The sequence below is a fragment of the Acerihabitans arboris genome, assembly GCF_010131535.1.
In the GTDB taxonomy this organism is placed as follows: domain Bacteria; phylum Pseudomonadota; class Gammaproteobacteria; order Enterobacterales; family Enterobacteriaceae; genus Acerihabitans; species Acerihabitans arboris.
Window position 1 is genome coordinate 100,297 of record NZ_WUBS01000007.1, and the last position, 17,573, is coordinate 117,869.

16 protein-coding genes are annotated in these 17,573 nt (G+C 59.9%); 3 read left to right on the forward strand and 13 right to left on the reverse strand.

What is annotated here, in order from left to right; translation table 11 throughout:
* Positions 1 to 140 precede the first annotated feature (140 nt).
* The 6 genes from GRH90_RS11150 to GRH90_RS11175 form a co-directional block, all read right to left on the reverse strand.
* Complete coding sequence (locus tag GRH90_RS11150; protein WP_162366023.1) at positions 141 to 938, reverse strand: SDR family oxidoreductase; 798 nt, start codon at positions 936 to 938, stop codon at positions 141 to 143.
* Between the two features lie 112 nt (positions 939 to 1,050).
* Positions 1,051 to 2,124 carry an ABC transporter permease gene (locus GRH90_RS11155; protein WP_162366024.1) on the reverse strand — a complete coding sequence of 358 codons (1,074 nt, stop codon included), beginning with the start codon at positions 2,122 to 2,124 and terminating at the stop codon, positions 1,051 to 1,053.
* A gap of 9 nt (positions 2,125 to 2,133) precedes the next feature.
* Complete coding sequence (locus GRH90_RS11160; protein ID WP_162366025.1) at positions 2,134 to 3,705, reverse strand: sugar ABC transporter ATP-binding protein; 1,572 nt, start codon at positions 3,703 to 3,705, stop codon at positions 2,134 to 2,136.
* Positions 3,706 to 3,717: 12 nt separating this feature from the next.
* Positions 3,718 to 4,335: a DUF2291 family protein gene (locus GRH90_RS11165; RefSeq protein WP_162366026.1), complete on the reverse strand. Its 618-nt coding sequence runs from the start codon at positions 4,333 to 4,335 to the stop codon at positions 3,718 to 3,720.
* 78 nt (positions 4,336 to 4,413) lie between these two features.
* Positions 4,414 to 5,346 carry a D-ribose ABC transporter substrate-binding protein gene (locus GRH90_RS11170; protein ID WP_162366027.1) on the reverse strand — a complete coding sequence of 311 codons (933 nt, stop codon included), beginning with the start codon at positions 5,344 to 5,346 and terminating at the stop codon, positions 4,414 to 4,416.
* A gap of 99 nt (positions 5,347 to 5,445) precedes the next feature.
* Positions 5,446 to 6,246, reverse strand: a complete 801-nt coding sequence (locus tag GRH90_RS11175; protein ID WP_162366028.1) for a GolD/DthD family dehydrogenase — start codon at positions 6,244 to 6,246, stop codon at positions 5,446 to 5,448.
* A 373-nt stretch (positions 6,247 to 6,619) separates the two neighbouring features.
* Here GRH90_RS11175 and GRH90_RS11180 point away from each other — a divergent pair, with 373 nt between their 5' ends.
* Complete coding sequence (locus GRH90_RS11180) at positions 6,620 to 7,420, forward strand: DeoR/GlpR family DNA-binding transcription regulator (protein ID WP_162366029.1); 801 nt, start codon at positions 6,620 to 6,622, stop codon at positions 7,418 to 7,420.
* A 4-nt stretch (positions 7,421 to 7,424) separates the two neighbouring features.
* Here the strand turns inward: GRH90_RS11180 and GRH90_RS11185 are convergent, their stop codons facing one another.
* From GRH90_RS11185 to GRH90_RS11205, 5 genes are read right to left on the reverse strand one after another with little or no spacing between them, the layout of a single operon-like run.
* Positions 7,425 to 8,312: an ATP-binding cassette domain-containing protein gene (locus tag GRH90_RS11185; protein ID WP_162366030.1), complete on the reverse strand. Its 888-nt coding sequence runs from the start codon at positions 8,310 to 8,312 to the stop codon at positions 7,425 to 7,427.
* Positions 8,309 to 9,301, reverse strand: coding sequence for an ABC transporter ATP-binding protein (locus GRH90_RS11190; protein WP_162366031.1), 993 nt, complete (start codon positions 9,299 to 9,301; stop codon positions 8,309 to 8,311). Before GRH90_RS11190 ends, GRH90_RS11185 begins: the two co-directional genes overlap by 4 nt.
* A 10-nt stretch (positions 9,302 to 9,311) precedes the next feature.
* Positions 9,312 to 10,235, reverse strand: coding sequence for an ABC transporter permease (locus GRH90_RS11195; protein WP_376766069.1), 924 nt, complete (start codon positions 10,233 to 10,235; stop codon positions 9,312 to 9,314).
* Positions 10,236 to 10,241: 6 nt separating this feature from the next.
* Positions 10,242 to 11,159, reverse strand: a complete 918-nt coding sequence (locus tag GRH90_RS11200) for an ABC transporter permease (RefSeq protein ID WP_162366033.1) — start codon at positions 11,157 to 11,159, stop codon at positions 10,242 to 10,244.
* Positions 11,160 to 11,209: 50 nt separating this feature from the next.
* On the reverse strand, positions 11,210 to 12,757 hold the full coding sequence (locus GRH90_RS11205; RefSeq protein WP_162366034.1) for an ABC transporter substrate-binding protein: 1,548 nt from the start codon (positions 12,755 to 12,757) through the stop codon (positions 11,210 to 11,212).
* Between the two features lie 411 nt (positions 12,758 to 13,168).
* On the opposite strand from GRH90_RS11205, the gene GRH90_RS11210 reads away from it, so the two are divergent.
* Complete coding sequence (locus tag GRH90_RS11210; protein WP_162366035.1) at positions 13,169 to 13,678, forward strand: Lrp/AsnC family transcriptional regulator; 510 nt, start codon at positions 13,169 to 13,171, stop codon at positions 13,676 to 13,678.
* An 85-nt stretch (positions 13,679 to 13,763) separates the two neighbouring features.
* Here GRH90_RS11210 and GRH90_RS11215 read toward each other — a convergent pair whose 3' ends face one another.
* The gene (locus GRH90_RS11215; RefSeq protein WP_162366036.1) at positions 13,764 to 14,780 is read right to left on the reverse strand and encodes a 1-aminocyclopropane-1-carboxylate deaminase; all 1,017 of its coding nucleotides are present in this window, start codon (positions 14,778 to 14,780) and stop codon (positions 13,764 to 13,766) included.
* Positions 14,781 to 15,164: 384 nt separating this feature from the next.
* On the opposite strand from GRH90_RS11215, the gene GRH90_RS11220 reads away from it, so the two are divergent.
* Positions 15,165 to 16,592 (forward strand): M20 family metallopeptidase, encoded by a 1,428-nt coding sequence (locus tag GRH90_RS11220; RefSeq protein ID WP_162366037.1) that lies wholly within the window; start codon positions 15,165 to 15,167, stop codon positions 16,590 to 16,592.
* Positions 16,593 to 16,644: 52 nt separating this feature from the next.
* On the opposite strand, the gene GRH90_RS11225 is transcribed toward GRH90_RS11220, so the two are convergent.
* A complete protein-coding gene (locus GRH90_RS11225) occupies positions 16,645 to 17,505 on the reverse strand; it encodes a ketose-bisphosphate aldolase (RefSeq protein WP_162366038.1) in 861 nt (286 codons plus the stop codon).
* Positions 17,506 to 17,573: the final 68 nt, after the last annotated feature.

Consider the following 17,573-nt stretch of genomic DNA (forward strand, 5'->3'; position numbering starts at 1 on the left):
ACCTGAGGTTATACCCTATGCGTTCGCTATCGGACCGGTGTACGCGCGGGCTTGGCCGAGGTTACCGCTCGTACTGCGCCAGGAGCGCTTCGACCGGGTTATTGCCTCGGTATTTGTGTGTCAAAAACCGTGGCATACGGTTAAGACATAATCATGCCGCCGTCGATATTAATGGTTTGTCCGGTCAGGTAGCGGGCGTCGTCGGACGCCAGGAACGCCACCAGCCCGGCGACATCCTCCGCCCGGCCGGCGCGGCCGAGCGGTATGCCCCGTACCCACTCCGCCATCAGTTCGCCTTTGCCGTAGCGCTTTTCCGCGGTGCCGAGCATTTCGCCCCAGACCTGGTCATTGTAGTCCCACATTTCGCTTTCGATAATCCCCGGGCAAAACGCGTTGACGGTGATATGGTGCGGCGCCAGCTCCAGGGCCAGGCTTTGCGTAATGCCGATGACCCCCATCTTGCTGGCGGCATAGTGCGGCGTATAGATAAAGCCCTGACGGCCCTGGCCGGAAGAGGAGTTTATCAGGCTGCCGTATTGCTGCTTCACCATGATTTTCGCCGCTTCGCGGCAGCACAGCCAGACGCCGGTGGTATTCACCGCCAGCACCCGGTCGAAATCTTTTTTCGGCATGGCGTCAAAATAATCGATGGTGATGATGCCGGCATTTTGTATCGACACATCCACCGCGCCAAATTTCGCCAGCGCCTGCCGATAGAGATCCGCCACCTGCCCTTCGTCGGTCACATCGACCCGCAGGGGCAGGATATCCACCGGATACTGCTGCGCCAGCCGCTCGGCGGTATCGAATATGCGTTCGGCCTCCGAAGCCAGCACCAGGTTGGCGCCGTCGCGGGCAAAGCGCGCGGCGATGCCGGCGCCGATGCCCCGGCAGGCGCCGGTAATCACCACGGTTTTACCTGTGAAATCTCTGTTCATCGCATCGTCTCCACATCAATTGTCAATATACCGAACCCTTGACCGACCACCGGGCCGGCGTCAGCGGCGCTATTATTCCGCGCCACCCGGATAGCGGCCGACTCACCCCGCCCTAACCTTGCCTTGCCTCGGGCAGCGGCTGGGTCGCCTGCCGCTTTTTCTCGTGGCGGCGCATCAGCGTGACCTTGCCTTGCAGGCGCTGCTGGAACTGGTCGATAACCACCGCGGTAACAATGACCAGGCCTTTGATCACCATTTGCCAGAATTCGCTGACGCCCATCATCACCAGGCCGTCGGCCAGGAATACGATGACAAACGCGCCGATAATCGAGCCGAACACCCGCCCGCGCCCGCCGGCCAGGGCCGTGCCGCCCAGCACCGTGGCGCCGATGGCGTCCATTTCGAACATATTGCCGGTCATCGGGTGGGCGGTTTGCAGCTGCGAGGACACCACCAGGCCCACCAGCGCCGCGCACAGGCCGGAAAAGGCGTAGACGAATATCTTTACTTTCACGATCGGCACCCCCGCCAGGCGGGCGGCCGGTTCGTTGCCGCCGATTGCATAGATATAGCGGCCCAGCGGCGTTTTTTTGGTCAAATAGATACCCAGCAGCAGTATGCTGAGCATCAGCCAGATCGGGTTATATACCCCAAGCAGGGTGCCGGAACCCAGGGTGGCGAAACCGGTATTGCCCAGCGCCGCCATGCCGACCAGGTTGGGAAAGGTCTTGCCGTCGGTAATCAGCAGCGCCGCGCCGCGCGCCACATACATCATGCCGAGGGTACAGATAAAGGGCGCCACGCCCAGGCGGGTGATCACCACGCCGTTGATCGCGCCGATGGCGGTGCCGGCGATCGCCACCACCACAATCACCTCGATGACGTTTAAAAACAGCAGGTTGTCGCCCCACAGCGGCACGCCCAGCGTCAGCAGCGCGCCGCCGATCATGCCGCAAATCCCCGCCACCGCCCCCACCGATAAATCGATGCCGCCGGTCAGGATTACCAGGGTCATGCCCACCGCCAGCAGGCCGGTGATGGCCACGTGCTGCGTCATGATCAACAGGTTGGAAGGGGTAATAAAGTTCGGCACCGTGGCGCTGAAAAAACCGACCACGATTAACAGGGCAATAAACGTGCGCGCTTTCAGTAGATACATGTACAACAGATATTTTCGGCTCTGCATAACCCGCCCTTAATCGTGAGGCGTCGAGGCGCGGATAAGGGTTTCCCTATCCACCCCGGCGCGCGGCAGATCGGCGGTAATCCTGCCGTCCGCCATGACAATTACCCGGTCCGCCAATTGCATCACCTCGTCCAGTTCGGAGGAGGAAAACATGACGGCCAGCCCTTGCTGCGCCATCGCGCCGATCAAATGATAGACATCGGTTTTCGCGCCCACGTCGATGCCACGGGTAGGCTCGTCCAGGAACACCACCCGGGGATCGGTCATCAAGGCCTTGCCCAACACCACCTTTTGCTGGTTGCCGCCGCTCAGGGAGGTGACCGGCAGTTCGACATCGCTGACCTTGATCGCCAGGTTGTCGATCATCCGCCGGACGGCGCCGCCTTCCCGCCCCTGGCGAATCGGCAGCAGCGCGCGCCAAAAACCCTTGCCGCACAGGCTCGACAGGGTCATGTTGATCTTTACCGACAGCAGTTGGACCAGACCCTCGGCCTGGCGATCCTCCGGCACCAGCGCCATGCCCCGCGCCAGCCGCCGCCTGAACGGCAGATGCTCCACCCGCAGGCCGTTCAGGCTGATCGCCCCCGCGTCCTGTTTCATCAGTCCGGTCAGCGTCTTGAACAGCTCGGTGCGCCCGGCGCCCAACAGGCCGTAAACCCCGACCACTTCGCCCTGGCGTAAGGTCAGGCCGACGTCATTAAGCGCGTAACCGCCGTTTTGGCGCAGCAGGGTCAGTCCGCTCACCTCCAGCATCGGCATGCCTTTGACGGCGGGCGAATAATCAAAATGCTTCGCTTTATCGCCCACCATGCTGGTAATGATCCAGGGGATGCTCGCCTGCTTGCGCTCCCGCTCGTCGACAAATTTACCGTCGCGGAACACCGTAAAACGATCGCCGATGGCCATCAGCTCTTCCAGCCGGTGGGAAATATAAATAATGGTGACGCCGCGCCGCTTGAGCTGGCCGATGACATCGAACAGGACCCTAACCTCCGATTGGCTTAACGCCGAGGTCGGTTCGTCCATGATCAGCACCCGGGTGTCCTTTGACAGCGCGCGGGCGATTTCAACCAGTTGCTGATGGCCGATCGCCAGTTCCTCCAGCGGCGTCAGCGGGTCGACGTCCAGTTCCAGCCGGTCGAGCAGCGCTTTCGCCAGTTGATACTGATACGCCACGTTGACGCGGCCGCGCTGGAAAAACTCATTGGCGATAAAGATATTGTCCATCACGTTCATATTGGGAAACAGGTTCAGCTCCTGGAAGATAATGCTGATGCCCAGTTTTTCCGCCTGGTGGGTCGAGGCGAGCGATACCGGTTGGCCATCGAGAAAAATCTGTCCGCTGGAGGGCGTCTCGACGCCGGCCAGCATCTTCATCATGGTCGATTTGCCGGCGCCGTTTTCCCCGATCAGCACGTTGACCTGGTTGCGGAAGACCCGGTAATCGACGTTATCCAGCGCCACGACGCCGGGATACAGGCGCGAAACCCGGCGGGTCTCGATAATCACCGGCGAGCCCTGGCGCAGGGTGGAACCCGGCAACCGGCCATTGCCGCGCCCGGCGGGAAACTGATCCGACATATGGTGTTCTCCTTATTGCCCGATGCCGACCGGCGTAAGCAACAGCGGCGGCTGCGGCTGGTCAAAGGCGCTGAATACGCCATAGACCTTGACGCTGTCGCCCGGCTTGAAGGTGTGATTGGCCAGCTTGGCTATCGCCTGCTGGTTAATGGCCTTGCCGAAATCGCCGAACAGGTTCTGGTCGTTAAAGTCGCCGTAGCTCAGCCCGCGATAGCTGTCGCGCAGATCGGTGCCGCGAAAGGTCGGTCCTATCTGCACTTTTACCTCTCCCACGCTGTCGTCATCGCTTTTCACCACCATCTGGCCGTTGCGGGATTGGCTATTGACCCCGGTAATGACGCCGCTCACCTGGGCGGTAAACACGCAGGGATTTTCGTCCTGGCTGCGATAGCCGTATAGCCGGCAGGCGTCGGCAAAATCCTTGGCCTGGCCGATTTGCCGCAACAATGCGCCCAGCGGTTTGGCCGAGGCGATCGCCTCGGGGGCGATATGCCGATCGAACAGCGCCGCCGCGCGGGCCATATTGGGGTTAGGCGGATTTTTCAGCTCCGCCAGCCGCTGCTGCGACACGATGCGGCAACCGCCCAGCAAAAGAGACGCCGTCACCGCCAACATCATGCGTGTAGACATTACGCTGCTCCTGAACGGCCCCTGCGCGGGGCCATGGCTATGATCCGGTGGGAAATCCGGGCAGGCCCGGCGCGGCGATCACTGTTGGTAATTGAAATTATTCACTCTGTCGGCATTAGCCTTTTTGATCAAAATGCCGCGGAACATAATGCGTTCCTTGCCGTCATACTTGCCGGTTTGCAGGTAGCCATCGAGGATCTCCACCCCCTGGGAGGCGATGGCCTGCGCCTGCAGCATCACGCTGGCATACAGATCGCCGGCTTTGATCGCGTCGCGCTCATCATTGCTGCCGTCGATGCCGACTACGGTCACATCGGTGCGGCCGGCGGCTTTCAGCGCGGCGATCGCGCCCAGCGCCACCGGTCCGTTGCCGGCGATGACGCCTTTGATATCGGGATGGGCCTGCAGGATGCTGTCGGTGACGCGTTTGCCTTCCAGCAGGTTGCCCTTGGCATCCTGGCGGGCAATCATTTTCATATCGGGGTATTGATCGATAACGTTGTGGAAAGATTTCGATCGGGTGACGCAGTTATTGTCGGCCAGATTGCAGGTCAGCTCGGCATAGCTGCCTTTTTCCCCCATCTTTTCCACGAACTCATTGGCCACATCCGAGCCGGCCTGGAAGTTATTGTGGGTGATTTGCGCCAACGCCACGCCGTCCACCGGTATTTCCCGGTTGATAAGCACCACGGGCACACCCGCGTCCCTGGCCTGTTTCACCGCCGCGACGCTGGCCTGCGAGTCGGCGTTGTCCAGTATCAGGCCCTGCACTTTTCGGCCGATAACCAGGCTTATCTGCTCACCCTGGCGTTTAACATCCTCGCCGTGCGACAGCACCAGGGTTTTGTAGCCCATGGATTGCGCCTTGGCCTCGGCCCCCTTGGCCTCGGCGGAGTAATAGGGATTATCCAGCGAATTGACCAGGATGGCGATGGTGCCCCTCTCCACCGCCATGGCCTGGGGCAGATAACAACCGGCCAGGATCAGTAATAGCGTAAGTTTTTTGTTCATCGTAGGGTCTCTCTCGTCGTGTTTGTTATCGTGGGAAAGCTGTGCCGTGACAGCTTTTATTTTATTGATTTTTAAGCTATTATCGGTCAAATAGTTCGGTTACCAGATGGTGAAGCCGCCATCAATCATCAAATCGGCGCCGGTTATCATGTCGCTGCCGTTGGTGGAGAAGAACAGGATGGCGGCGGCGATTTCGTCGGTATAGGCGAAGCGTCCCAGCGGGATCAGCTTTTTCATTTCCTCGCCCCTTTCGCCGCGCCAGGCTTTTTCGCCCATGGGCGTCAGCACGACGGTGGGCGAAAGCGTGTTGACGGTAATGCGATGCGGCGCCCACTCTTTTGCCATCACCTTGGTCATGCCCAGCAGGCCGGCCTTGGCCGACGTATAGGCGCAATGATTATCGATGGCGATTGACGCGGCCTGCGAGGCGATGGTGATAATTTTTCCGCCCAGGCCCCGGGCTATCATGCTGCGCGCCGCGGCCTGGGAGCACAGGAACGGGCCGGTCAGGTTGACCGCCAGATTTTTGCGCCAATTTTCGAATGTGGTGTCTAACGCCGGCTCCAGGTGGACATACCCGGCGCAGTTGATCAACACGTCTATCTGCCCGCAGCGTCGTTCGATCCGTTGAAACACGTCCGCCACCTGCGCCGGGTCGCTGACATCACATTCGAAATAACTGACGCGCGCGTCGCCCAGTTCGGCCACCACCCGCTCTTTTACCGACCTTTCGAAGTCGGGATACAGCAGCGCCAGGCTGGCGCCTTTTTCCAGCATCATGCGGTTGCTGGCCATGGCGATACCGCCGAGGCCGCCGGTCACCACCACGACTTTGCCGGTCAGCGACATCGAGGTATCCACGCCGTAGCGTAGATTGACGTCATATTGGTTAGTACTCATAGGGAGTCTCCATGGGTGGATGGTCGATAACGGGTCCGGCACGGCCGTTGGCCGGGGGTATTAAAGGAAGACTTCATTTTCGAATAAAACTATATAGTGCCATTTCGATCAAAAATGCGGCAAAGATCAACTTTCGAATAAAAGCCATTTATCACATAATATTGATTAATATCAGCATGTTGATTGCAATGGTTATTTTGGCGTCTGGAATAACCTGCTGAAAATTAGGATTTTATTGCTAAAAACTCGCGCTTTGATTTTCGAATGATAATCAAAAAACAATGGCCGCTTCTCGCTTTACCCGACGGGCAACGTTACTATTTAGTATCTTTGCGGGTTCGGCGGACAGGGGATCGGGAGAGGAGGCGGATGATTGAAAAGCAAAAATGAACAGCTGGCGGAGATGAAGCATCGCCGCGACAAGATCCTGGAGATGATCAAGGAAGACGGCACGGTGACGGTTAAAAGCCTCACCAGCACCTTTGATTTGACCGAAGCCACCATCCGCTCCGACTTGCGTACGCTGCAGCACCAGGGGTATATCCAGCGCTATCACGGCGGCGCCACGCTGCTCGACGGCAAGCAGAACACCCATGCGCTGTTGCTCGAGCGCCAGACGCAGCTGGGTGAAAAGGATGCCATCGGCCGTCTGGCCGCCAATTTTATCGAGCCAGGCGACACCATCATCCTGGATTCCGGCACCACCACCACGGCCATCGCCAACCATCTCAGCCATATTAAAAAGCTGTCGGTTATCACCACCGGCGTCAACATCGCGTTGCAATTAGGCGGCGAACCCGGCGTCAATATCCTGTTGACCGGCGGAACCTTTAAATTTCCCACCCTGTCCACTTCAGGCGAAAAAGCCGCCAGCTTCTTTGAAAACATGCTGGCGGAAAAATTGTTCCTGGCCACCGCCTGCATCTCCCCGCGCGCCGGCCTGAGTTATCCCAGCGAGACCGATATCAAAGTGAAGACCGCGATGATCAATTCCGCCAATACCGTATTTGTGGTGGCGGACTCCACCAAAATAGACAAAGTGTCGATGTTCGCCCTGCCGTGCGAATGGGAAAAGCTGCATTACCTGATAACCGACAGCGGCATTACCGCCGAAGCCAAAGCGGCCTTCGAGTCGCTGGGCGTCATTGTGCTGGTGGCGGATACGCCTGCCTAGCGGCTCACGCCTCCCGCTGGCCGGCGTAGCGTTCTATATCCGGGATGCCGAGCCCCGGCTCGGCGGTTAATACCGAGGCCAGCAGAGCACGGGTATAGGGATGCCCTGGTCGTTGAAATATCTGTTCCCGCGATCCCTGTTCCACGATGGCGCCCCGGAACATGACCGCCATGCTGTCCACCAAGTACTCCACCACCGCCAGGTTATGGCTGATAAACAAATAGGTCAGGCCGAATTCCTGCTTGAGATCCAGCAGCAGGTTCAGGATTTGCGCCTGGACCGACACATCCAGCGCCGAGGTCGGCTCATCGCAAATCACGATATCGGGACGCATAATCAGCGCGCGGGCAATGGCCACGCGCTGGCGCTGTCCCCCCGACAGCCGATCGGGATACCGATCGTGGGTGCGCGCCGGCATGCCGACCATATCCAGTATTTGTTTTACCCGCGCGCCGCGCTCGGCGGCGGAGCCGAGCTTATGCAGACGCAGCGGCACCTCGACGATCTCCGCCACCGTGCGGCGCGGATTCAGCGACGAATACGGATCCTGGAAAATAGGCTGGATACGCCGCGCCAGCGCGCGCCGGTCGCCGCCGTCGATTTCCCGTCCCTCTACCAGTACATTGCCGGACGTGGGCGCCAGCAGGCCGAGCAGCATTTTCGCCAGTGTGCTTTTGCCGCAGCCCGACTCACCCACCAACCCCAGCGTTTCGCCACGGCGCAGCCGCAAGGAGACATTATCCACCGCCACGAACTCACCGGGCCTGGCCCACAATCCCCGGTTCAGTTTGAAGACCCGCGTCAGGGCGCAAAGCTCCAGCGCGTACTGGTTATCACACCGTGCGTCGGCGGCCGGCGCGAGTGCGGAAATCCCGATATCCCGTTGGCTCATAGCGCCTCCATGGGTTGAGGCAGCGCGCGGACGCAGCGCACGGCGTGACCGACGCCCGCCGCCACATACGGCGGCGGCTGCCCGCAGGCCGGGCCGGCCTGCGGGCAGCGGTTAAGGAAGGCACAGCCGACGGGCTGGCCGGTCAGGTCCGGCACCACGCCGGTGATGGCGTGCAGGCGCCGCCCGTCCCGCGCGCCGCCGCGCGTGGGGATGCAGGCGAGCAGCCCACGAGTGTAAGGATGCAGCGGCCGGGCAAACAGTTCGTTGACCGGCGCGGTTTCGACGATTTCGCCGGCATACATCACCGCCACCCGGTCGGCAATGCGCGCCACCACCCCCAGATCGTGGGTGATAAACGCCACCGCGGTGCCGAACTCCCGTTGCAGCTCGCGGATAAGCCGCAGGATCTGCGCCTGGATGGTGACGTCAAGGGCGGTGGTGGGTTCATCGGCGATAATCAGATCCGGTTCGCACATCATCGCCATGGCAATCATCACCCGCTGGCGCAGCCCGCCCGAAAGCTGGTGCGGATACTGATCCAGGCGGGCCGCGGCCATCGGCACGCCCAGCCGCTCCAGCAGGTAGATCGCGCGATCGCGCGCCTCCCGGGCCGAGGTGTTGCGGTGGGCGAACAGCATCTCGCACAGCTGGTTGCCCAAGGTAAACGACGGGTTCAGCGACGTCATCGGCTCCTGGAATATCATCGCCATCTTTTCGCCGCGCAGCGCGCGCATACCGGCTTTATTCAGCCGTTGCAGGTCCACGCCGTCGAACAGGATATGATCGGCGGCGCGCTGCGCCCGGCCCGGCAGCAAATCCATCAGCGCCAGCGACGTCATGGACTTGCCGCACCCCGACTCCCCCACCAGGCACAGCAGTTCGCCGCGCCGGATATGGAAATCGATGCCGCGCACCGCGCGCAGCGTGCCCCGGGGCGTGGGCAAACTGACGCTGAGATTCTTGACGCTCAGTAAAATATCGTTATTCATCAGGTCGGCCTCAGTTGCGTCCGTCAAGGGCGGTGATATCGCGCAGGCCATCGCCCACCAGGTTGATACCCAGCACCAGCACCGCCAGCGCCACGCCCGGGATCAGGATCACCCAGGGCTGGAAGAACATATACCCCTTGCCTTCGGCCACCATCAGTCCCCAGGAGGGCATCGGCGGCTGCACGCCCAGCCCCAGGAACGAAAGCGTGGCCTCCAGCAGGATGGCGTGGGCGATCTCAAGCGTCGCCACCACGGTCAGCGGCCCGGTCAGGTTCGGCAGGATCTCCCGCAGCATGATAAAGGCCGACGAGGCGCCTAATGAGCGGGCGGCGGCAATAAATTCGGCCTGGCGCAGTTGCCGGGTGACCGAACGGGAAACTATCAGGAAGCGATCCCAGAGCAGCAGTCCCAATAGCAGGATGACCACTTTTACCGAGCCGCCCACCAGCGACGCCATCGCCAGGGCCACCAGCACCACCGGCATGGAAAGCCGTACCGTCAGGAGATAGTTGATGGCGGCGTCAATCCGGCCGCCGTAATAACCGGCGATCACCCCAAGCGTAATGCCGATGGCGCCGGCGACCAGGGCGGTCATCAGCCCGATGGCCAGCGACACCCGCGCGCCGAATAGCAGGCGGCTCAGGTAATCCCGCCCCAGCTTATCGGTGCCCAGGATATAATCCCAGCCGCCGGTGTCCCGCCATACCGGCGGGATAAGGCGCCGCGCGACATTCTGCAGATAAGGGTCATGGGGGCTTAACCAGGGCGCCAGCAGCGCCGCCAGCAAAACCACCACCATGATCGCCACGCCCACCGTCATGCCATGGTGGCCGAACAGAGGGCCGAGCCCGGCGCGCCGCGCCGGGACGGCATCCGGCGCCGGCTCGGTTAACGCGGCCTTGGCCGTCAAAGAAGCAGGGGTAAATTTCATCATCTATCCTTACTGTGCGCGCATACGCGGATCGAGGGCTGCGTTCAGCACATCCGCCAGGAACGCGAGGCCGATATAAAACACCGCGATAATCAACACCACCGCCTGGACCACCGGGAAATCATTGCGCGAGATGGAGTCCCAGGCCAACTGCCCCATGCCCTGAAGGGAAAACACCGATTCAATCACCACCGAGCCGCCGAGCATAAAGCCCAGTTCCACCGTGGCCAACGCCACCACCGGGATAATGGCGTTGCGCAGGCCGTGCTTGAGGATCACCCGGGCCGGGCTCAGCCCTTTGGCGCGGGCGGTGCGCATATAGTCCGCGCCGAGCACGTCCAGCATGCCGGAGCGGGTCATGCGCATCAGCGACGGCATGGCGTAGTACCCCAGCGCGACGGTGGGCAGTACAAAATGTTGCCAGGTGCCGTTTCCCGCCACCGGCAGCCATTTCAGCCCCACGGAGAACAGCAGGATCAGCACCAGGGCAAACCAGAAATTAGGCATCGCCTGCCCCATCACCGCGATAAACATCGACAGCCGGTCCACCCAGGTATTGCGGAACACCGCCGCCAGCACCCCGAGCGGAATGGCCACCGCCAGCGCGGTTACCAGCGCGGCGCCGCCCAGCTTCAGGGTGATGGGCATCCGCTGGCCGATAAGCTCGATGACGCTGTTTTGAAAGTAAAACGATCGGCCGAAATCCAGCTGCAATGCCGATGCCATCCAGTGGAAAAACTGGGTGGCCAGCGGCCGATCCAGCCCGAACTGCACCCGGATACGCGCGACGGTTTCGGCGGTAGCCTCAGGGCCGGCGATGGCGGTGGCCAAATCCCCGGAGAGGTGCAGCAGGGCAAAACTTATCACCGCGACGGTCATCAGCACCGCCAGCGCGACCAGCAGCCGGCGCAAGATAAAGACAAGCATGGTCGATTCCTCCAGTGGCGCAACGGGTGAGCGGGCGGGGCCCGCCGGGGTTATTTCCAGGACGACTGCACAAAACGCGGCAGTTCGTCCGGCCAATCGTTAAACAGCAAGTCGGCGTTAAAGGCATAGTTGGTGGAATAGGAAAACATCGGCACCAGGTAGGCCTGGGATGAGATCCGGCCGAGGATATCGGCATACAACGTCTTGCGCGCGGCGTTGTCCACGGTGGACTCGGCCTGGTTCAACTGGTCGATGACCGTGCGGTCTTGCCAAACATCGTCGCCCTTGCCGTTGAAAAACGCGCCGACAAACGCGCCCGCGTCGTTAATGGACAGCGATCCCCAGGACATCACCGCCATCGGCGCCTGGCCCGAGGCGAAGGCGGTTTTCATCACCGGATACTGCACATAATGCAGCCTGGCGCGAATGCCGACGTTACGCAGATCGCCGATAATCGCCTCGGCGTAGTCGCGTTCCCGATAAGCCCAGATATCGGTGTCAAAACCATCGGCGTACCCCGCCTGCGCCAGCAGCTCTTTTGCCTTGGCGGGGTTATATCCATAGCGGGTCACCTTGGTGGTATCGCAGGCGGTCTGGGTATGGAAACAGGCGGCATAAGCCGGCTGGCTGCCGCCGCGGATCATATTGTTGACCATGCCCTCGCGGTTGATGGCGTAGTTGACCGCCTGGCGGACCCGCAGATCCGCAAAGGGTTTGCCGGCGATGTCAGTGATATTGGGATTCATTTCAATAAAGCCGATGCGCATGGTTTCGCCGCTTTTAACCGTCAGGTTGGGCATCGATTGCAGCGAGGACACCTGATCGGTCGGCACCCGCCAAATCCAGTCCACCTGGCCGGTCATCAATTGGGCCAGGCGGGTTTCCGGATCGCGGATCGCCTCGAACCGGATCTTGCCTATGCGCGGCTGTCCCACCGGGCTCTCTTTAAAGTAATCCGGGTTTTTCGCAAGCCAAACGCCCTGTCCCGGCATCAGTTGGGTGATTTTATAGGGACCGGTGCCAACCGGCGCCTGGCTGTAGCCCGCCAGCTTAACCTTCTGGTAATAGCTGGCCGGATAGATGGGCATCGGTCCCGATAGGTAGTCCAGCGCCGCCGGGAAAGGTTTGTCCAGATGGAGCCGGACGGTAAAATCGTCCACTTTTTCGCTGGTTTTTATCCAGCTGACGCTCTGCGGCATAACGGTTTGCGAATTCGGCCCGGCGATAGTCGTAAAGGTATACACCACGTCGTCGGCGCTGAAGGGGTCGCCATTATGGAATTTCACTCCTTTGCGCAAATGAATAAGCAGGCTGGTCGGCGATTCCCATTTCCAGTCGGTGGCCAGTTCCGGTAAAAATTCGCCGGTCTTGGGATCCCGGTAAACAAGCGTATCCCAGGCCAGGTGTGCCAGGATCACGCCCTCCCGCAGGACATTATGATACGGACTGATATTTTCAACTTCATTATCGGAGGCATATACCAGGGTATCGTCCTGTTTACCGGCATGGCTATAGGCGGCGCATCCAAGCAATAGCGCGGACAGGGCGCTTTTATTTATCCAGCGGATGCGTATCCGGCTGAGCAAGGAATAATCCATCTTGATTCTCCCGAAAATAATTCCGTCATTGGTTTAACTTATCGATGGCAGAATGGCCTGCCATTTCCCCTAATCCAGTGTTGGCGCAGGCATCTCCGTCTCGGACATTGGCGTAGCAGCACGGAATATTAGCCTTGACGCATTTATTGAATAAATTTTTTATTACGCTAATCGCTATTATCAGTTGGTTTGACAGTAGGCTTCCGGCTTTATTCAGGTAGCGTAATATAATTAATTCTTATACTCAGGCATTTAATCAGTGGATGTAATTATATTTCGCAGTTAATTCATTTTTTTCACTTCAACCCCATAGTAACCCAGACACCGTATTGTTATATTGCAAAAAGAGACGTCATTTTTTAATTTCTCTTCAAAAAAACCATCATGAATTTATGAAAGTTGCGAGGTAGAATGAAAGCGATATCCAAGCCGGCACCCGCTAAATTTTCGGCGAACAAGGAATACGATCTGGATCGTTTCGATTTGGCCTTGTTGCGGACGTTACAGGAGGATTCATCCATTTCCAATGTCGCCCTGGCGGAAAAAGTGAATCTCAGCCCGCCGGCCTGTCTGCGCCGGGTTGAACGCCTGCGGCAGGTGGGATTGATCAGGCATTATGTCGCGCTGCTCAATCCCGTGGCATTGAATGTCGGCATGGTGGTGCTGATAGGCGTGGTGCTGGACCGCTCGACTCCGCAGTCCTTTATGGACTTTGAGGACGCGGTGCAGAAGATCAGCGGCTGCATGGAGTGCCATGTGGTCACCGGGGAATTTGATTATATCCTGATGATCCGCACCCGGGATAATCAGAGCTTTAACCGCCTGCACGCCGAGCAACTGCTGTTTTTACCCGGCGTCAGGCAGGTCCGGTCTTTTATCGGCCTGCGGGAGGTGTTTTCCACCACCCGGCTGGAGTTTTAATAAAAAACCACCCGCACGTTCGGGCAGGTGAATGAAATTCAGAGGGTTGTCCGCCTGGGCGCCGGTATAAACCCACCGCCGGTTGTCAGCCGTTGCGGAAAATATAGCTGTAGGCGCTTAACGCCGGCGCGCCGCCAAGGTGGGCGTAAAGTACCTTTGATCCCTTCGGGAACTCGCCGTTGCGCACCATATCAATCATGCCTTGCATGGACTTGCCCTCGTACACCGGATCGGTCAGCACCCCCTCGTGGCGGGCGCACAGGCGGATGGCCTCCAGGGTGCCGTCGTTGGGCAGGCCGTAGGCCGGGTGGGCGTAACGGGTATCGAGCACCACGTCCTCTTCGGTAATCTCCTGCCCCAGTTCCACCAGCTCGGCGGTATGTCGCGCAATACGTAAAATCTGCGCCTTGGTTTTTTCCGGCTTGGCCGAGGCGTCGATGCCGATAACCCGGCGCGCTCGCCCGTCGGCGGCGAACCCCACCACCATGCCGGCCTGGGTGCTGCCGGTCACCGAACACACCACGATATAATCGAATGTAAAGCCCAGGTCCGCCTCCTGCTGGCGCACCTCCTCGGCAAAACCGACAAAACCCAGGCCGCCGTACGGATGTTCAGAACAGCCGGCCGGGATGGGGTAGGGCTTGCCGCCGTCGCGCGCCGCTTCCTCCATGGCGCTTTTCCAGCTTGCGCGGATGCCGATGTCGAAGCCGGCGCTGTCCAGGCGGACGTCCGCGCCCATGATCCGCGACAGTTCGATATTGCCCACCCGGTCATACACCGCGTCGGCGTAATCCACCCAGTTTTCCTGCACCAGGATACATTTCATGCCCAGGTGCGCGGCCACGGCGGCGACCTGGCGGGTTTGGTTCGACTGGATGCCGCCGATGGAAACCAACGTATCGCATCCCTGCTCAATGGCTTCTGGAATAAGGTATTCCATCTTACGTGTTTTATTTCCACCGAATGCCAGGCCGCTATTACAGTCTTCACGTTTAGCATATAATTCCACGTCGCCGCCTAAATACGCGCTCAGCCTTTTTAGCGGGGTAATAGGTGAAGGACCAAAGGTTAACGGATAGCGGGGAAATTTATCCAAATTCATAGTAGCACTCCGGAAATATAAGATAGCTGTGCAGATTGGGAGATAACCCAATATGACATACCGTTATTCAACATGACACATACTAGCGCAGTTCTGATTGTTTTAAATTGCAATAATCAGCAATTTTCAGGCGAAAAATTTCATAAAAAAGCTAACCATCAGGGGATAATTGCTGAAATCATATTTTACACGCAATAAAATTCCCTCGCCCCCGGACGCATCGACGCAAAGGGCCCGGCATGGCGCCGCTGGACTGCCTGCGGCGGTGATCCCTTATCCGTCGGCCGGGCATATCGGCGGCGATGATGATTATTGTTTGTCGCGTAACGCAAAGTTTGTTTAGATAACCGGCATTCCCCCCAACCCGTAAACAGCGAGCGCAACATGACCGGCGACGAAGCGGTACAACGGGCCACGGCGTATTTTGACCGTGGTGAATTCAAGACAATCCTGGCCCGGCGCATTGCTTTTTGCACCGAAAGCAACGATGACGGCCGCGTCGACACCCTGAACGCGTATCTTGATCAGGAGATAGCGCCGGCGCTGGCGGCCATGGGTTTCAGCACCCGCAAGGTCACCACCCCCGAGGCCGGGAGCCGCCCTTTCCTGCTGGCGGCGCGAATCGAGGATGCCGCCCTGCCCACCATGCTGTGCTACGGGCACGGCGATGTGGTGGCCGGCGACGGTGAACACTGGCGGGAGGGATTGTCGCCCTGGCAGTTGGCAGAGGAAGGCGACTACTGGTACGGCCGCGGCAGCGCCGATAACAAGGGGCAGCACTCCGTTAACCTGGCGGCGCTGGAGCAGGTGTTTGCCGCGCGCGGCGGCCGGCTGGGGTTTAACTGCAAAATCCTGTTCGAGATGGGCGAGGAAGCCAGTTCGCCGGGCCTGGCGCAGGTGTGCCGCGATCACGCCGCCCTGCTGAGCTCGGATCTGCTTATCGCCTCGGACGGCCCGCGCCTCAACGCCCGGCGTCCCACCCTGTTCCTGGGATCGCGCGGCTGCGTTAACTTCCGCCTGAGCATCAACGCGCGCGCCAGGGATTATCACTCGGGCAACTGGGGCGGAGTGCTGAGCAATCCCGGCACCCGGTTGGCGAATGCCCTGGCCTGCCTGGTCGACAGCCGGGGACAGCTGCTGGTCTCGGCGCTGAAACCGCCGTTTCCCGACCCGGCGGTGCGCCGGATCCTGGCGGATGTGGACGTCGGCGGCAATGACAACGATCCGGATATCGACCCCGGCTGGGGCGAGCAGGGGTTGTCACCGACCGAGCGGCTGTATGCCTGGAACACCCTGGAAGTGCTGTCGTTCCTCACCGGCAATCCGCAGCGTCCCATGAACGCCATACCCGGCCGCGCCACGGCGGTGTGCCAGCTGCGTTTTGTGGTCGGCACCGATTGGGACCGTCTGGCCGATCATCTGCGCGCGCATCTTGACGCCCACGGATTTCAGTATGTCGAGATCGAGGTGATCCGCCATATGGTCGCCACCCGTTTTGATCCCACCGACCCGCTGGTGGACTGGACACTGGACATCATGCGGCGCGCCAGCGGCAAAAAGCCGGCGCTGCTGCCCAACTTCGGCGGTTCATTACCCAACGATGTGTTTACCGATATCCTCGGCCTGCCCACGCTGTGGATCCCCCACTCCTACCCGGCTTGCGGCCAGCACGCCGTTGACGAACATATGCTGAAATCCATCGCCCGCGAGGGGCTGCAAATCATGACCCGGCTGTTTTGGGAACTGGGGGAACAAGGGTCACGGATAATACCCCGTTGCCGCGACGGCAACGCCCACGCCGGCCCCGGTTGACCACGGGCCGGGTTATCCAGGGTGGGCGGGCAATCGACGCCCGCCCGGCGCCTCAATACAGCAACGCTTTGCCGGTGGATCCGAATAACGCCATCTTATAACGGATCACCTCTTTCGCCGCGTTAATGGGTTCCGGATAGATAGCGTTCGGATCCCACCAGGTTTCGCGGCTCAGGACCTCGCGCGCCTTCTTGAAATAGGCGAATTTCATATCGCTGGAGATATTGATCTTGCCCACGCCCAGCGTCACCGCTTCGGCAATTTCAGTATCGGGATTGGCGGAACCGCCGTGCAGCACCAGCGGAATCGACACGCGCCGCGAGATGTCGCGCAGGATATGCATCTGCAGCTCCGGCTTCAGATCCTTTGGATAGATGCCGTGCGCGGTGCCGATCGCCACCGCCAGCGTATCGATGCCGGTACGGTTAACAAAATCCTCCGCCTGGACGGGGTCGGTATAGATGACCTTGCTTACCCCGCCTTCAATCGTGGTGCCGGTATCGCCGATGGTGCCCAGTTCGCCCTCGACCGAGATGCCGACCGCGTGGGCCAGCTTCACGACTTCGCTGGTCAGCGCCACGTTATCCTCGTAAGGCAGCAGCGAGCCGTCAATCATCACCGAGGTAAACCCGCACTGGATGGCGCGCTGGACATGGGCGATGGACGCGCCGTGATCGAGATGGATAACGAACGGCACCGGGCTTCGCAGCGTCCTTTCGCGCACGTAGGCAAAAAAGGCATCGGTGACGAACTCCAGCTCGCTGGGATGAATCGAGATAATCGCCGGCGTATGGGTCGCCTCCGCCTCCTCGACCACCGCCCGGATAAAGCAGCTGTCGGCAACGTTAAACGCGCCGATGGCAAAACGATGTTCGCGGGTGGGCTTGAGCATCTCATGCATGGAAATCAACATAAATCTTCTCCTTCGGGGGTTATCATGGGTAAAACTTTCCCGCACCAGTGAAACGTCGCTGATGTGGC

Coding starts and splice junctions, on each gene's coding strand:
- GRH90_RS11150 (WP_162366023.1), bottom strand. CDS start 938: ATGAACAGAGATTTCACAGGTAAAACCGTGGTGATTACCGGCGCCTGC.
- GRH90_RS11155 (WP_162366024.1), bottom strand. CDS start 2,124: ATGCAGAGCCGAAAATATCTGTTGTACATGTATCTACTGAAAGCGCGC.
- GRH90_RS11160 (WP_162366025.1), bottom strand. CDS start 3,705: ATGTCGGATCAGTTTCCCGCCGGGCGCGGCAATGGCCGGTTGCCGGGT.
- GRH90_RS11165 (WP_162366026.1), bottom strand. CDS start 4,335: ATGTCTACACGCATGATGTTGGCGGTGACGGCGTCTCTTTTGCTGGGC.
- GRH90_RS11170 (WP_162366027.1), bottom strand. CDS start 5,346: ATGAACAAAAAACTTACGCTATTACTGATCCTGGCCGGTTGTTATCTG.
- GRH90_RS11175 (WP_162366028.1), bottom strand. CDS start 6,246: ATGAGTACTAACCAATATGACGTCAATCTACGCTACGGCGTGGATACC.
- GRH90_RS11185 (WP_162366030.1), bottom strand. CDS start 8,312: ATGAGCCAACGGGATATCGGGATTTCCGCACTCGCGCCGGCCGCCGAC.
- GRH90_RS11190 (WP_162366031.1), bottom strand. CDS start 9,301: ATGAATAACGATATTTTACTGAGCGTCAAGAATCTCAGCGTCAGTTTG.
- GRH90_RS11195 (WP_376766069.1), bottom strand. CDS start 10,235: ATGATGAAATTTACCCCTGCTTCTTTGACGGCCAAGGCCGCGTTAACC.
- GRH90_RS11200 (WP_162366033.1), bottom strand. CDS start 11,159: ATGCTTGTCTTTATCTTGCGCCGGCTGCTGGTCGCGCTGGCGGTGCTG.
- GRH90_RS11205 (WP_162366034.1), bottom strand. CDS start 12,757: ATGGATTATTCCTTGCTCAGCCGGATACGCATCCGCTGGATAAATAAA.
- GRH90_RS11210 (WP_162366035.1), top strand. CDS start 13,169: ATGAAAGCGATATCCAAGCCGGCACCCGCTAAATTTTCGGCGAACAAG.
- GRH90_RS11215 (WP_162366036.1), bottom strand. CDS start 14,780: ATGAATTTGGATAAATTTCCCCGCTATCCGTTAACCTTTGGTCCTTCA.
- GRH90_RS11220 (WP_162366037.1), top strand. CDS start 15,165: ATGACCGGCGACGAAGCGGTACAACGGGCCACGGCGTATTTTGACCGT.
- GRH90_RS11225 (WP_162366038.1), bottom strand. CDS start 17,505: ATGTTGATTTCCATGCATGAGATGCTCAAGCCCACCCGCGAACATCGT.